This is a genomic window from Listeria swaminathanii (genome assembly GCF_014229645.1).
Lineage (GTDB): Bacteria > Bacillota > Bacilli > Lactobacillales > Listeriaceae > Listeria > Listeria swaminathanii.
Map to the genome: position 1 here is coordinate 1,064,537 of NZ_JAATOD010000001.1, position 14,768 is coordinate 1,079,304.

At 38.5% G+C, this 14,768-nt stretch carries 16 protein-coding genes; 15 read left to right on the forward strand and 1 reads right to left on the reverse strand.

Annotation, left to right across the window (positions count from 1 at the left end):
- Positions 1–966: a DUF1385 domain-containing protein gene (locus HCX62_RS05365; RefSeq protein WP_185503586.1), complete on the reverse strand. Its 966-nt coding sequence runs from the start codon at positions 964–966 to the stop codon at positions 1–3.
- Positions 967–1,145: 179 nt separating this feature from the next.
- Here HCX62_RS05365 and HCX62_RS05370 point away from each other — a divergent pair, with 179 nt between their 5' ends.
- The 15 genes from HCX62_RS05370 (at position 1,146) to recN (ending at position 14,694) form a co-directional block, all read left to right on the forward strand.
- The gene (locus HCX62_RS05370; protein ID WP_185637488.1) at positions 1,146–2,207 is read left to right on the forward strand and encodes a M24 family metallopeptidase; all 1,062 of its coding nucleotides are present in this window, start codon (positions 1,146–1,148) and stop codon (positions 2,205–2,207) included.
- Positions 2,208–2,309: 102 nt separating this feature from the next.
- Entirely contained in the window at positions 2,310–2,867 is a 558-nt protein-coding gene (efp, locus tag HCX62_RS05375) for an elongation factor P (protein ID WP_008947734.1), read from the forward strand.
- 159 nt (positions 2,868–3,026) lie between these two features.
- Entirely contained in the window at positions 3,027–3,497 is a 471-nt protein-coding gene (gene accB / locus HCX62_RS05380) for an acetyl-CoA carboxylase biotin carboxyl carrier protein (RefSeq protein WP_185637490.1), read from the forward strand.
- Positions 3,498–3,510: 13 nt separating this feature from the next.
- Entirely contained in the window at positions 3,511–4,875 is a 1,365-nt protein-coding gene (gene accC / locus HCX62_RS05385; protein WP_185637492.1) for an acetyl-CoA carboxylase biotin carboxylase subunit, read from the forward strand.
- 3 nt (positions 4,876–4,878) lie between these two features.
- Positions 4,879–5,286, forward strand: coding sequence for an Asp23/Gls24 family envelope stress response protein (locus tag HCX62_RS05390; RefSeq protein ID WP_003722485.1), 408 nt, complete (start codon positions 4,879–4,881; stop codon positions 5,284–5,286).
- 30 nt (positions 5,287–5,316) lie between these two features.
- Complete coding sequence (gene nusB / locus HCX62_RS05395) at positions 5,317–5,703, forward strand: transcription antitermination factor NusB (protein WP_003722486.1); 387 nt, start codon at positions 5,317–5,319, stop codon at positions 5,701–5,703.
- A gap of 95 nt (positions 5,704–5,798) precedes the next feature.
- Positions 5,799–6,653, forward strand: coding sequence for a bifunctional methylenetetrahydrofolate dehydrogenase/methenyltetrahydrofolate cyclohydrolase FolD (gene folD / locus HCX62_RS05400; RefSeq protein ID WP_185637494.1), 855 nt, complete (start codon positions 5,799–5,801; stop codon positions 6,651–6,653).
- A gap of 18 nt (positions 6,654–6,671) precedes the next feature.
- Positions 6,672–8,024 (forward strand): exodeoxyribonuclease VII large subunit, encoded by a 1,353-nt coding sequence (gene xseA / locus HCX62_RS05405; RefSeq protein WP_185638034.1) that lies wholly within the window; start codon positions 6,672–6,674, stop codon positions 8,022–8,024.
- Positions 8,014–8,241: an exodeoxyribonuclease VII small subunit gene (locus HCX62_RS05410; RefSeq protein WP_008947740.1), complete on the forward strand. Its 228-nt coding sequence runs from the start codon at positions 8,014–8,016 to the stop codon at positions 8,239–8,241. The genes xseA and HCX62_RS05410 overlap by 11 nt, the downstream gene beginning before the upstream one ends.
- Positions 8,242–8,243: 2 nt before the next feature.
- Complete coding sequence (locus tag HCX62_RS05415; RefSeq protein WP_185637497.1) at positions 8,244–9,125, forward strand: polyprenyl synthetase family protein; 882 nt, start codon at positions 8,244–8,246, stop codon at positions 9,123–9,125.
- Between the two features lie 198 nt (positions 9,126–9,323).
- The gene (locus HCX62_RS05420) at positions 9,324–9,524 is read left to right on the forward strand and encodes a cold-shock protein (RefSeq protein ID WP_003719639.1); all 201 of its coding nucleotides are present in this window, start codon (positions 9,324–9,326) and stop codon (positions 9,522–9,524) included.
- Positions 9,525–9,668: 144 nt separating this feature from the next.
- Positions 9,669–11,519 carry a 1-deoxy-D-xylulose-5-phosphate synthase gene (gene dxs / locus HCX62_RS05425; protein ID WP_185638036.1) on the forward strand — a complete coding sequence of 617 codons (1,851 nt, stop codon included), beginning with the start codon at positions 9,669–9,671 and terminating at the stop codon, positions 11,517–11,519.
- Positions 11,516–12,340, forward strand: coding sequence for a TlyA family RNA methyltransferase (locus HCX62_RS05430; protein ID WP_185637499.1), 825 nt, complete (start codon positions 11,516–11,518; stop codon positions 12,338–12,340). The genes dxs and HCX62_RS05430 overlap by 4 nt, the downstream gene beginning before the upstream one ends.
- Before the next feature lie 190 nt (positions 12,341–12,530).
- The gene (gene ahrC, locus HCX62_RS05435) at positions 12,531–12,980 is read left to right on the forward strand and encodes a transcriptional regulator AhrC/ArgR (protein ID WP_003722493.1); all 450 of its coding nucleotides are present in this window, start codon (positions 12,531–12,533) and stop codon (positions 12,978–12,980) included.
- A 22-nt stretch (positions 12,981–13,002) separates the two neighbouring features.
- On the forward strand, positions 13,003–14,694 hold the full coding sequence (gene recN / locus HCX62_RS05440) for a DNA repair protein RecN (RefSeq protein WP_185637501.1): 1,692 nt from the start codon (positions 13,003–13,005) through the stop codon (positions 14,692–14,694).
- Positions 14,695–14,768: the final 74 nt, after the last annotated feature.

The window sequence follows — 14,768 nt, forward strand, 5'->3', positions numbered from 1 at the left end:
CTATTCTAAAAGTTCCAGATTCTCCGGTTCAGTTGCATCTACTGGAGCGCCTTCTTTTTCAACGCGTAAAAGTTCATTGAACGATGCGATAGCTACTTCGACTTGATCATCAGAAGGCTCTTTAGTTGTAAGAAGTTGTAGCCATAACCCTGGAACACCTAAATATTTAAGCACAGGGATATTACGACATTTATTCGTTAATTGTAACACTTCGAACGCTACGCCAAGCACGACAGGAATAAGTAAAATCCGGTCGACAACGCGAAGCCAAAGCGGATCCGTCGGTACGAGTAAATAAATAAACATACCAACAATAACTGTAAATAAAATAAAACTACTACCACAACGATAATGCAATCGTGATTGTTTTTGTACATTTTCAACTGTTAACGGTAAATTTTCTTCATAACAATTGATTACCTTATGCTCAGAGCCGTGATATTGGAAAACTCGCTTAATAATTGGAGTCTGAGAAACAGCGAAAATATAAGTTAATAGAAGAATTAATTTGAAAAAGCTTTCTAAAAATACTTGTGCTGTATCCCCAGGAACGATTGGACGGAATAACTCCGCTAAGAACACTGGAATCAACGTCATCACAAATTTAGCAAAGACGAAAGATAAAATACCAATGACTGCAACGCCTAACCACATCGCGACTTTTGATTCTTTTTTTTCAATTTTTTCTTCTTCTACTGGATTATTTGGATCTTCATCATATCGGTCTGTCGCAAAAGCGAGATGCTTGGAACCGATGGCGCTAGATTCAATTAATGCAACAATACCTCTTAAAAAAGGAATTTTTTTCATGCGCATAACCCAAACCGGACTATGTTTTTCTAAATAAAAATATTCTAATGAACCATCTATACGTCTCACTGCTGTCACTGTCTGTTTTCTGCCGCCAAACATGACGCCCTCAACAACAGCTTGCCCACCATAAGATGGTACGTTTTGTTTGCTCAAAGTTTTCACCAGCCTATTCATGTTTACTAATATGTTATTTTACGCTAAAAACAGTTTTTCGTATAGCGCAAAACGTCTAAAAAAAGTTATTTTTTCTAAATTGTGATAAAATAGTTTCGAACGCGTCTAATAATGCGATTTTTGCGCGCCGAAAATTTTAAAAAAGTGGGGGAATAGAAATGTCTAATTTAACTAAAATTCAAGAAACACTAGGCAAAGAAAAGATAGAAGCAGTTCTTGTCACAAGTGAGTTTAATAGAAGGTATGTATCAGGTTTCACTGGAACAAGTGGAGTAGCGCTAATTTTGCCGGAAAAAGCTTATTTTGTAACTGATTTTAGATATACAGAACAAGCAGCAAAACAAGCAGAAGGATACGAAATCGTTCAACATGCCGGTCCGATTTTTGACACAGTGGAAGAGTTATTAATTAAACACGGTACAAAAACACTCCATTTTGAAGCGGATTATGTGACTGTATCTGAATTCAAACAAATGGAGCGCGTATTTAACCGCCAACTGATTCCGCTAACTGGCTTCTTTGAAGAAATGCGTAAAGTAAAAACGGCGAGTGAACTAAAAGCGATTCGTACAGCATGTGATATTGCTGACGCTGCATTTGCGCACATCATTAAATTCATTAAACCAGGTATGGCAGAAATCGAAGTATCGAATGAATTAGAATTCTTCATGAGACGTGCTGGAGCTACTTCCTCGTCTTTTGACACAATTGTTGCTTCTGGTGTTCGTTCTGCGTTACCGCACGGCGTTGCATCGGATAAAATAATCGAAGTTGGCGATTTTGTCACAATGGACTACGGTTGTTATTATGACGGGTATTGCTCGGATATGACTAGAACTATCGCAATTGGTGAGCCTGCTGAAAAATTAAAAGAAATTTATCAAATCACTTTAGACGCACAATTAAAAGTAATTGATAGCTTAAAACCAGGCATGACTGGAATTGAAGCTGACGCGATTGCACGTGACTATATCGCTTCTTTCGGATACGGTGATGCGTTTGGGCACTCATTAGGTCATGGTATTGGACTAGAAATTCACGAAGGACCAAATTTATCATTCAAAAGCCCTCAAAAATTAGAAGTTGGCCACGTAGTTACGGATGAACCAGGCATTTATTTACCGGGAATCGGCGGCGTTAGAATTGAAGATGATCTATTAATTACGGAAACTGGTAATGAGATTCTTATCCATTCACCAAAAGAATTAATTATTTTATAAAATTCCTTTGTAAGTTTGCTTATTTTATGGTTAAATAAGGAAGAATGAGCGTATTTTTAAGCTCCCAAATAAAAGATATTTTTCAATTACAGGAGGATAAACATGATTTCAGTAAATGATTTTCGGACAGGTTTAACGATAGAAGTAGACAACGGTATTTGGCGCGTGCTAGATTTCCAACATGTAAAACCAGGTAAAGGTGCAGCATTCGTACGTTCCAAACTACGTAATCTTCGTACTGGAGCAATCCAAGAAAAAACATTCCGTGGCGGCGAAAAAGTAGCGAAAGCACAAATCGATAACCGTAAAATGGCTTATCTTTATGCTGATGGAACGAATCATGTTTTCATGGATAACGAATCTTATGAACAAATTGAACTTCCAGAAACACAAATTGCACACGAACTTAAATTCTTAAAAGAAAATATGGAAATTAATATCGTGATGTACCAAGGCGAAACAATCGGAATTGACTTACCTAATACAGTAGAATTGGTTGTTGCGGCAACTGATCCTGGAATTAAAGGTGATACTTCTTCTGGTGGTTCTAAACCAGCTACACTAGAAACTGGTCTTGTTGTACAAGTACCGTTTTTTGTTAATGAAGGAGACAAACTAGTTATCAATACAACCGAAGCATCGTATGTTTCTCGGGCATAAGAAAGATTCACTTACTACAGCTGGAGTTAATTCTTCAGCTGTTTTTCTATTTATGAGCGCTTCTGGTACACCTTTTGAATAAAAAGTATGGTACAATAAGGACAATGCGTGATTAATGCAATTTTATATTTTTAGTATTATTAAGGAGTGTAATTGAAGATGTTATCAATAGATGAAATTAAACAGCTTATCGAGCTGATTGACGAATCAACCCTAGATGAATTTGAGTTAGAAACGAAAGATAGTAAGATTTTGCTTAAAAAGAATAAAACAGTTGTAACCCAAGCGGTACAAGAAACAGCAGTTGTTGCGCCAGTTCAAGCAGCACCAGTAGCTCCTGTCCAAGCGGCAGCACCTCAAGTAGAAGCAAGTGCAGCAGAAGATGCGAACTTGGAATTAATTACATCCCCAATGGTTGGGACTTTTTATGCGTCTGCTTCACCAGAAGATGCTAATTTTGTTAGCGTTGGATCTAAAGTATCCGCACAATCCGTTGTATGTATTGTTGAAGCAATGAAATTATTCAATGAAATTACTGCTGATATCGACGGAGAAATCGCAGAAATTCTTGTTTCAAGTGGCGAATTAGTCGAATTTGGACAACCACTTTTCAAAGTTAGAAAAAAATAAGGGGTCGAAAAACATGATTAAAAAAGTACTGGTAGCGAACCGTGGAGAAATCGCTGTCCGTATCATTCGCGCTGCAAAAGAACTTGGAGTGGAGACAGTGGCGATTTATTCGGAAGCAGATAGAGAAGCGCTACATATTCAGCTAGCGGATGAAGCTTATTGTGTAGGTCCCGCGGCAACAAAAGATAGTTATTTAAATATGTCAAACATTATTAGCCTTGCTGTTTTAACGAACTGTGACGCTATTCATCCTGGCTATGGTTTCTTAGCCGAAAATGCAGATTTCGCCGAACTATGCGAAGACTGTAATATTACTTTTATCGGACCAAGTGCTTCCGCTATTTCGCAAATGGGTACAAAAGATGTTGCCCGCGAAACAATGCGTAAAGCAGGCGTTCCAATCGTTCCTGGTTCACAAGGAATCGTTGCGGATGTAGAAGACGGTAAAAAAATCGCCAAGAAAATCGGTTATCCAGTCATCATTAAAGCAACAGCTGGTGGTGGTGGTAAAGGTATCCGTGTAGCAGAAACCGAAGAGAAATTAATCTCGGGTATTCACACGACACAACAAGAAGCAGAAGCTGCATTTGGAGATCCAGGTGTTTATCTTGAAAAATACATTCAAGATTTCCGCCACGTAGAAATTCAAGTACTTGCTGATAACCATGGTAACGTGATTCATTTAGGAGAGCGTGATTGTAGTATTCAACGTCGCTTGCAAAAGCTAATTGAAGAATCACCATCACCTGCCATTGATGAAAAAACACGCCAGAAAATGGGTAAAGCGGCCGTTAAAGCTGCCAAAGCCGTGAATTATTCTGGCGCAGGTACAATTGAATTTATTTACGATCATCATGAAAATAATTTCTACTTTATGGAAATGAATACTCGTATCCAAGTAGAGCATCCTGTAACAGAGCTTGTTACTGGCATTGATTTAGTCAAACAACAATTTTTAGTTGCTTCAGGAGAAGTGCTTGAAATTAAACAAGCAGATGTGAAATTAACAGGTTGGGCGATGGAATGTCGGATTAACGCTGAAAATCCGGAGAAAAACTTTATGCCAGCTCCAGGAGAAATTAAATTTTATCTTCCCCCAGGTGGCTTAGGCGTTCGAATTGACTCGGCAGCATATCCAAACTACAAAATCCCGCCATATTATGATTCGATGATTGCCAAAGTAATTTGTTATGCTGAAACACGTGAAGAAGTTATTCAAAAAATGAAACGAGCATTGTCAGAGTTTGCGATTGATGGCATTCCTTCGACAATTCCATTCCATTTACGCGTGTTAGATAATGATGTATTTTTATCAGGCGACTTCAATACAAAATTCTTGGAGCAAAATGATGTAATGAATCTTTCTAAGGAGGGCTAAATAATGGCTTATACAAAAGATTTGCGAAAACAAAATGATGCACCGCTCGGTAAAATTGAGATTGCACCAGAAGTAATCGGCGTAATCGCTGGACTGGCTGCAAGTGAAATTGAAAACGTTGCTTATATGCAAGGTGGCTTCGCGACAGAAATGCGCGAAAAATTCAGTGGTGCTGTAAACTACCGTAAAGGCGTAAAAGTAGAACTAACCGAAGAAGGAATTCTAATCGAACTTTATTGTTCAGTCTTATTTGGCGCAACAATTCCACTTGTTGCTCAAAATATTCAAGATGCTGTCAGAGATACCATTTTTAATATGACTGGTTTAAATGTACTCGAAATCAACGTTCATATCGTTGGCGTACAATTTGAAAAAACAGAAACACTTTCCTTCGATGATTTTGAGCTATAAAATTCAAGGAACAAAAGGAGCAGCTTTAACATGAAAAGAAGAGAGGCGCGCGAGAAAGCACTTCAAGCACTATTCCAAATAGAGCTAAACGAAATGTCGCTAGATCAAGCAATTAAAAACATCATGGAAGACGAACAAGACGACTATATGGAAAAATTAGTCGAAGGTGTTATGGCCAATAAAGCGGAAATTGATGCTATCATTGAGCCTAACTTAGACAATTGGCGTATGGATCGTTTGAGTAAAGTAGATTTATCTTTACTTCGCCTGAGTGTCTATGAAATTAAGTACTTGGATGATGTGCCAAATAGAGTTAGTTTGAATGAATCCATCGAAATTGCAAAAATTTACAGTGATGAAAAATCAAGTAAATTTATTAATGGCGTACTTGCTAATATTGCACCTGAAGATAAATAAGCTTGGCTGAGTGCAAGGGATATTCCTTGCACTCCCTTATTTCGTGATTTTTTAAGGATAATTGCGTTGAAAGTATTTTTAAGGGGGCAATACTCATGGGAGAAATTATTGACGGCAAAAAGTTAGCGAAAGAAATTCAAGAAAAAGTTACGAGTGAAGTAGCTGAATTAGTAAAAATAGGTAAAAAACCAGGTCTTGCAGTCGTGCTCGTAGGCGACAATCAAGCATCACGTACATATGTAAGAAATAAACAAAAACGCACAGAAGAAGCAGGAATGAAATCCGTTTTAATTGAACTTCCAGAAAATGTAACAGAAGAGAAATTATTATCTGTCGTGGAAGAATTAAACGAAGACAAAACAATCCACGGTATTCTCGTGCAGTTACCATTACCAAAACATATCTCAGAAGAAAAAGTAATTGATACAATTAGCTATGACAAAGATGTTGACGGTTTCCACCCAGTGAATGTAGGTAATTTATTCATCGGAAAAGATTCTTTTGTTCCTTGCACACCAGCAGGAATTATTGAATTAATAAAATCGACCGGCACTCAAATAGAAGGCAAACGCGCGGTAGTTATTGGTAGAAGTAACATTGTAGGTAAACCAGTAGCACAATTACTGTTAAATGAAAATGCGACAGTAACTATTGCGCACAGCCGCACAAAAGACTTGCCACAAGTAGCGAAAGAAGCGGATATTCTTGTTGTTGCAACAGGTTTAGCTAAATTCGTGAAAAAAGATTACATCAAACCAGGTGCGATAGTTATTGATGTTGGCATGGACCGAGATGAAAACAATAAATTATGCGGTGATGTTGATTTTGATGACGTTGTGGAAGAAGCGGGATTCATTACGCCAGTACCAGGTGGTGTTGGCCCAATGACAATCACGATGTTACTTGCTAACACATTAAAAGCAGCGAAACGCATTTGGAAAATGAATTGATTAATTGGATGTGAAATGATGGAGCAAGATAAATATTTGACGGTAGCAGCGATAACCAAATATATTGAAAAAAAGTTTGAAGTAGATCCATACATGAAACAAGTTTTTGTGCGCGGAGAAATTTCGAATTTAAAACAACCGGCGAGTGGACATCTATATTTTACGGTAAAAGATGAATTTGCGATGCTTCGTTCTGTCATGTTTCATAAAGCAGTTCAAAAGATTGGTTTTGTCCCGGAAGATGGTATGAATGTACTTATCACAGGGCGAATTGGCGTATTCAACAAAGCTGGACGCTATCAGTTTTATGCAGAACACATGGAACCAGACGGCGTCGGCGCGCTTTATATTCAATTAGAGCAATTAAAAGCACAATTAGAAAAGGAAGGGCTTTTTGCGGAAACGCATAAAAAAGTGCTTCCTTCTTTCCCGTCAAAAGTCGCCGTCGTTACATCGAAAACTGGTGCAGCTGTTCGCGACATATTAACGACAATTCATCGCAGAATGCCTTCCGTAGAAGTGATTGTTTACCCAACCATTGTTCAAGGCGATAAAGCAGCTCAAAAAATCGTCGAAAATATTGGCAAAATTAATCAGCGGAATGATATTGATGTCATGATTATTGGTCGCGGCGGTGGTTCACTGGAAGAACTTTGGGCCTTTAATGAAGAACCCGTTGTTCGAGCAGTATATGATTCGGACGTTCCCGTTATTTCAGCGGTAGGACATGAAACTGATTTTGCTTTAAGTGATTTTTCAGCAGATGTCCGGGCTGCAACACCAACCGCAGCGGCAGAACTTGCTGTCCCAGATTATCGCGATCTAGAAGAGCGATTAGCAGAACGCAAGTATCGATTACGCGCAGTAACAAGACAATTATTAGAACGAAAAGAGCGATCATTAGAGCAACTAAAACAACATTTAATGCTAAATGGTCCTAAACACCAATTAGAGCAACAAATGGAACGGACAGATTATTTTGCCGAACGATTAAATAACGCCTTTTCCAAACAAGTATTTGTCAAGCAGACGACGTTCAACCGATTAAATGACCGACTCCATTACTACCACCCGAAAAAAGAAATCGAACTTCAAAAAGAACAGATTGCGTTACGCCAACAAGCCTTAGATAAAGCGATGAAACAACTTTTGAAAGATAAGCAACAATCTTTCTTTAGGCAAGTAGATGCGTTAGAACATTTGAGCCCTCTTTCTTTATTGAAGCGAGGATTTGGTGTAACCTATAAAGAGAATACTCTAGTCAAATCGGTACAGGAACTTGAAGTTGGCGATAATATCCAAGTGAAAATGCAAGGCGGACACATAGATGCACTCATTACCGCGAAGGAGGAAGATACAAGTGGCAACTAAAAAGAAAACTTTTGAAGAAGCAATTGCAGAATTAGAAACAATCGTAGAAGCACTCGAAAATGGCAGTGCCTCCTTAGAAGATTCCCTCGATATGTATCAAAAAGGAATCGAACTAACAAAATTGTGCCAAGATAAATTACAAGCAGCAGAAAAACGAATGGCAAAAGTAGTCACAGATGCAGGAGAAGAAATTCCTTTTGAAGCGGATGGTGAATAAATTTGCAGGATTTAACAGTTTTTCTAGAACATTATAAGAAAGTAATCGATGAGTCCCTTTTTAAAGAAATAAGCGTACGTCATATCGAGCCAAAACTAAAAGAGTCGATGCTATATTCTGTTCAAGCAGGTGGAAAGCGGATACGGCCAATGCTAGTTTTTGCAACACTACAAGCTTTAAAAGTAGATCCACTGTTAGGCGTGAAAACGGCGACAGCCTTAGAAATGATTCATACGTATAGCTTAATTCATGACGATTTACCAGCAATGGACAATGATGATTATCGTCGAGGTAAATGGACCAATCATAAAATTTTCGGTGATGCGACAGCGATTTTAGCGGGGGATGCTTTGCTTACGCTGGCATTTTCCATTTTGGCTGAAGATGAAAATCTTTCTTTTGAAACGCGTCTAGCTTTAATTAAGGAAATTAGTTTTAGCAGCGGGGCAGAAGGAATGGTTGGCGGACAGCAAGCGGATATGGAAGCTGAAAACAAACAAGTGACGCTAGAAGAGTTATCATCCATTCATGCGCGAAAAACAGGCGAATTATTAATTTTTGCAGTAACTTCTGCTGCCAAAATTGCCGAAGCGGATCCGGAACAAACAAAACGATTACGAATTTTTGCGGAAAATATTGGGATTGGTTTTCAAATTAGCGACGATATTTTAGATGTAATTGGTGATGAAACAAAAATGGGTAAAAAGACAGGGGCGGATGCTTTTCTGAATAAAAGTACCTATCCCGGATTACTCACGTTAGATGGTGCTAAAAGGGCATTAAACGAGCATGTTTCGATTGCGAAGTCAGCGCTTTCAGGACATGATTTTGATGATGGAATTCTCTTGCAACTTGCTGATTTAATCGCACTTAGAGAAAATTAATCATAATTATCTAGTAATTTCAAAAAATTTTCACATATATAATACAAATTGATTTGCTTTTCCTAAAATACCGTGTTATACTAATGTAAGATTATTTTTGTGGGTGAAAGATACGATTGTGAACAACTTTCCATCTCGTGCCGTTAAGCAAGAATAGTAAATAATTAGTGTGCATAACACACGAGGAGGAACATGAACATGGAACAAGGTACAGTAAAATGGTTTAACGCAGAAAAAGGATTTGGTTTTATCGAACGCGAAAACGGTGACGATGTATTCGTACATTTCAGCGCTATCCAAGGCGACGGATTCAAATCTTTAGACGAAGGTCAAGCAGTAACTTTCGACGTTGAAGAAGGCCAACGCGGACCTCAAGCAGCTAACGTTCAAAAAGCGTAATTCTATTTTTGAATAAGAAAAAGCAAATCATTTCGGTGATTTGCTTTTTTATTTGCCTAAAATTACTTTACCTTGTTTGGTTTAACGGCGATTGTTTGCTATAATAAGAACAATTAATTGAGAAAAAAGACCTTGCACACATTCATGCGAGTGACTCTTTGGAAAGGGAGTTGTTTTTATTTGGATCTTTTAAAGATAAAGGATCCTTCCTTTATTAAACAGTTGGATATTCAAGAATTAGAAGCACTTGCGGCGGATATTCGCGCTTTTTTAATTACTTCTACTTCCAAATCAGGTGGGCATATTGGTCCAAATCTTGGTGTGGTAGAACTAACGATTGCGCTGCATTATACTTTTAATAGTCCAAAAGATAAATTTATTTGGGATGTTGGCCATCAGTCATACGTGCACAAAATCCTAACTGGAAGGGCGAACCAATTTGATACTTTACGCGAGCACGGTGGATTAGACGGATTTCCAAAACGGAAAGAATCTATTCATGATGTATTTGAAACGGGGCATAGTTCGACTTCTTTGTCTGCGGCAGCCGGAATGGTCATTGCGAGAGATATAAAAAAAGAAGACTTTTATGTTATTCCGATAATTGGTGACGGTGCTTTAACGGGCGGGATGGCCTTGGAAGCCTTGAATCATATAGGCGATATGCGAAAAGATATGATAGTTATTTTAAATGATAATGATATGTCGATTGCGCCCAATGTAGGAGCAATCCACAACATACTTGGAAAATTAAGAACGTCCGATACATTTCAGGAAACAAAAACGAATGTCGATGGTACTTTTTTTGAAGAACTAGGGTTTATGTATCTGGGTCCAATTGATGGACATGATGTAGAAGCTGTTATTACTAACTTGGAATTAGCAAAACGCGTGAAAGGGCCTGTGCTGCTCCATATCGTTACGAAAAAAGGAAAAGGGTATCAGCCGGCCGAATTAGACTCTCGTGGCACCTGGCACGGCACAGGCCCGTATAAAGTCGAAACGGGTAGCTTTATTAAACCAGCTAAGCGTGCGGCGTCATGGAGTTCAGTTATTAGCAATGAATTAATGCGTTTGGCGGAAACGGATGAACGGATTGTTGCAATAACGCCAGCAATGCCAGTTGGCTCTAAATTAGAAAAATTTGCGAAAGCTTTCCCAGAACGTTTTTTTGACGTTGGGATTGCGGAACAACATGCGACAACGATGGCTGCTGGGCTTGCGTCACAAGGAATGAAACCGTTTCTTGCAATTTATTCCACTTTTTTACAAAGAGCTTACGACCAGCTAGTTCATGATGTTTGTCGGCAAAAGTTGAATGTCGTCATTGGAATTGACCGGGCCGGACTTGTTGGCGCTGATGGCGAAACACATCAAGGTATTTTTGATATTTCGTTTTTAAATAGTATTCCGAATATGACTATTTCCATGCCAAAAGATGAAGTGGAAGCTAGACAATTAATGGATACCGCGTTTGCGTATAATGAAGGGCCGTTTGCGATTCGCTATCCACGCGGAGAAGCTCCTGGTGCGCAGTTAGTTGAATCTACTACACTTATACCAATTGGACAGTGGGAAACGATCATTCAGCCGCTTGATGCCGTTATTTTAACCTTTGGCCCAACCATCGAGCTGGCGCTAAAAGCAGCTGAACAATTTGAGCTAGAAGGCCGCCGTGTTGGAGTGGTTAATGCTCGCTATATAAAACCGCTAGATGAAACGCTATTACACCAAATCTTAAAGCAAAAAATTCCTATTTTAACAGTAGAAGAATCGCTATTAAAAGGCGGATTTGGTGCGAGTGTGTTAGAATTTATAGAAGCGAATAATTATACGGATGTTATAATGCATCGAATTGGTTTACCAGACGAATTTATTAGCCATGGTTCTGTATCATTAATTTTAGAATCGTTTGGTATATCAACAACTGGAATCGTATTAAAAATAAAAGAAATGCTCGCACAAAGCGAGAAGTTAAGGGCGAAGAGACTATGACAATAAAAAAAGAACGCGCAGATATTCTGCTAGTAGAACAAGGATTATTTGAAACAAGAGAAAAAGCAAAACGCGCCATTATGGCGGGAATTGTTTACCGAAAAGAAGAGCGTGTAGATAAACCGGGAGAAAAAATCCCTGTTGATAGCGAACTTCAAGTAAAAGGAAAGCAAATGCCTTATGTGAGTCGCGGCGGCTTAAAGCTAGAAAAAGCCTTACAAGTATTTGATTTCGATGTAAAAGACAAACTAATGCTGGATATTGGGGCTTCAACTGGTGGCTTTACGGACTGTGCTTTGCAAAATGGAGCCAGACATTCGTATGCATTAGATGTTGGTTATAATCAGCTTGCGTGGAAACTACGTAATGATGACCGTGTGACTGTGATGGAACGGACCAATTTCCGTCATGTGACGCCAGCTGATTTTGCAGAAGGTTTAGCTGATTTTGCAACGATTGATGTTTCCTTTATTTCGCTTAAACTGATTTTACCAGTGCTTAGAACGGTGCTTGTGACGTGTGGCGATGTGATGACGCTTATCAAACCGCAATTTGAAGCTGGACGGGAACAAGTTGGCAAAAAAGGAATTATCCGCGATCCAGCAGTACACACATCTGTTGTTGAAAATATCGTTCAATTTGCGCTAGATAATGGCTATGACTTGATGGGACTTGATTTCTCACCTATTACAGGCGGAGAAGGAAACATCGAATTTATCGCACATCTTAAGTGGACTGGCGAGGAAACTGGAACAAGTCATTTGGAACCAGATGCGATTGCAAAACTTATCACAAAAGCACATACAAAATTAGATAAATAATGTATACCGGAAAGCAGCGATGTTTTCCGGTTTTTGCTTTTACCATGCTATTTTGGCTCGTTTCGCAATGTATTTCCTATGTATAAAGTATTAAAGAAACTTTTCTTGCATAAATTTGCACTAATTCCGTGACTTTATGCGTTTTTTCGGATAAGATGTAAGTAGAAAATTATCGTGAGGTGAAGAAGGAATGAATAAAGGTCATCGTCATATTATTATTCGAGAATTGATTACATCTAATGAGATTGACACGCAGGAAGATTTAGTAGAACTTCTATTAGAACGCGATGTTAAAGTCACCCAAGCAACCGTTTCCCGTGATATTAAAGAACTTCATCTTGTCAAAGTTCCAACACAAACAGGCGGATATAAATATAGTCTACCTGCCGATAATAGTTTCAACCCACATCAAAAACTAAAACGCGCTTTGATTGATTGCTTTATTGGCATTGATAATGTGCAATTTATGATTATTTTAAAAGTAATGCCGGGAAATGGGAACTCTGTTGGTGCGCTAATAGATAACCTAGACTGGCCGGAAAAAGCTGGAACTATTTGTGGAGACGACACGTGTTTAATTATTTGTCGCTCAGAAGAAAATGCGAAAACATTAACAGATCGTTTTATAGATATGCTTTAAAAATTGTTGGAGGTGAAAGATTTTGCTTCAAGAAATGACAATTAAAAACTTTGCTATCATCGAATCGCTTTCTTTAACTTTTCAAGAAGGGATGACGGTATTAACAGGGGAGACCGGCGCTGGTAAATCAATTATTATTGATGCGCTTGGTCTTCTTGTTGGCGGACGTGGTTCGGCAGATTTTATCCGTCACGGCGAGGAACGCTTGGAACTTCAAGGGCTATTCGGATTAGCGGAGGATAACCACGCTTGCCGCAACGCACTTTTAGAAAATGGAATAGACGCTTCAGATGATATGGTCGTTTTGGAACGTAGCTTATTTCGCTCAGGGAAAAATAGTTGCCGTATTAATGGAAAACTAGTTACAACGGTTCTCCTGCGCCAAATCGGTTCCAAATTAATTGATATCCATAGCCAACACGAACATCAGGAATTGATGAATGAGGAGTTTCATTTATCGTTACTAGATCGTTTTGCCTCAGACAAAATTAAATCGGCGCTTACGAAGTATCAAACTAATTTTAAAGAATACCAAGCAATTGAGAAAGAATGGCAAAATTGGACAAAAAATGAACGAGAACTAGCGCAGCGACTAGATATGCTTCGTTTTCAACAACAGGAAATCGAAAATGCCAATTTACAAGCTGGCGAAGAAGATCGTTTGTTAGAACAAAAAAACATTTTAGCTAATTTTGAAAAACTGAATGAAAATTTGCAAGGTGCTTATGCGGCGATTCAAGGTGAGCCTGGTGGGCTAGAGTTTGTCGGGGAAGCGATGCGCCAAATGGAAACAGCGGCCAGCATTCACACGGATTATAAAGCGGTTAGTGAAGCAATTTCGTCTAGTTACTATATGCTAGAAGATAGCATGAGCCAAATTAGGCAATCGCTCGATCAGCTAGAATTCCAACCAGAAGAACTTAATCAAATTGAATCGCGTTTGAATGACTTAAACCAATTGAAACGCAAATATGGTAAAACAATTGAAGATATCATTCAATACGAACAAGAAATAAGCAGCGAAATGGAAAAACTAACGGATAGTGAATCACATGTAGGTCATTTAGAGACAAAATTAGCTACTCTTAAAGCCGAACTAACGAAACAGGCCAACACGCTCACAGATATCCGTAAAAAAGCTGCCATTATTTTAGAAAAGCAAATTAAACAAGAATTGAATCAACTTTACATGGAAAAAGCTATTTTTAGCGTGCGCTTTGAACCGAATAAAATGGATTTGACAGAATCTGGTCAAGATAGCATCGTTTTCTATATGTCCACTAACCCGGGTGAGCCTCTAAAACCATTAGCCAAAATTGCTTCTGGCGGTGAATTATCGCGAATGATGTTAGCTTTAAAAACCATTTTTTCAAGACATCAAGGCATTACTTCCATCATTTTCGATGAAGTAGATACGGGTGTAAGCGGTCGGGTCGGTCAAGCGATTGCGGAAAAAATATACGCTGTGTCTGTAGGATCGCAAGTGCTGTGTATTAGCCATTTACCACAAGTTGCTGCCATGGCGAATCACCATTACTACATCACCAAAAAAGTCCAAAACAAGCGGACAACAACCTCTGTAACTGTGCTAAAAGGTGAAGATAAAGTAGAAGAAATCAGTCGAATGATTGCTGGAATAGAAGTAACAGAACTAACTAAACAACATGCAAAAGAAATGATTGAACAAGCAGAAAAAGTAAAACAAACCTATTAAAAAACGAAATTGCTTGCATATCGAATAGTTTTTGCTTAAAATGAATAAGGTAGAAATTATTACCTGGTCATAAA

Bases quoted from the DNA above. Each gene is read 5' to 3' on its own strand.
- HCX62_RS05370 (WP_185637488.1), top strand. From the start codon at position 1,146: ATGTCTAATTTAACTAAAATTCAAGAAACACTAGGCAAAGAAAAGATA.
- efp (WP_008947734.1), top strand. From the start codon at position 2,310: ATGATTTCAGTAAATGATTTTCGGACAGGTTTAACGATAGAAGTAGAC.
- accB (WP_185637490.1), top strand. From the start codon at position 3,027: ATGTTATCAATAGATGAAATTAAACAGCTTATCGAGCTGATTGACGAA.
- accC (WP_185637492.1), top strand. From the start codon at position 3,511: ATGATTAAAAAAGTACTGGTAGCGAACCGTGGAGAAATCGCTGTCCGT.
- HCX62_RS05390 (WP_003722485.1), top strand. From the start codon at position 4,879: ATGGCTTATACAAAAGATTTGCGAAAACAAAATGATGCACCGCTCGGT.
- nusB (WP_003722486.1), top strand. From the start codon at position 5,317: ATGAAAAGAAGAGAGGCGCGCGAGAAAGCACTTCAAGCACTATTCCAA.
- folD (WP_185637494.1), top strand. From the start codon at position 5,799: ATGGGAGAAATTATTGACGGCAAAAAGTTAGCGAAAGAAATTCAAGAA.
- xseA (WP_185638034.1), top strand. From the start codon at position 6,672: ATGGAGCAAGATAAATATTTGACGGTAGCAGCGATAACCAAATATATT.
- HCX62_RS05420 (WP_003719639.1), top strand. From the start codon at position 9,324: ATGGAACAAGGTACAGTAAAATGGTTTAACGCAGAAAAAGGATTTGGT.
- dxs (WP_185638036.1), top strand. From the start codon at position 9,669: ATGCGAGTGACTCTTTGGAAAGGGAGTTGTTTTTATTTGGATCTTTTA.
- HCX62_RS05430 (WP_185637499.1), top strand. From the start codon at position 11,516: ATGACAATAAAAAAAGAACGCGCAGATATTCTGCTAGTAGAACAAGGA.
- ahrC (WP_003722493.1), top strand. From the start codon at position 12,531: ATGAATAAAGGTCATCGTCATATTATTATTCGAGAATTGATTACATCT.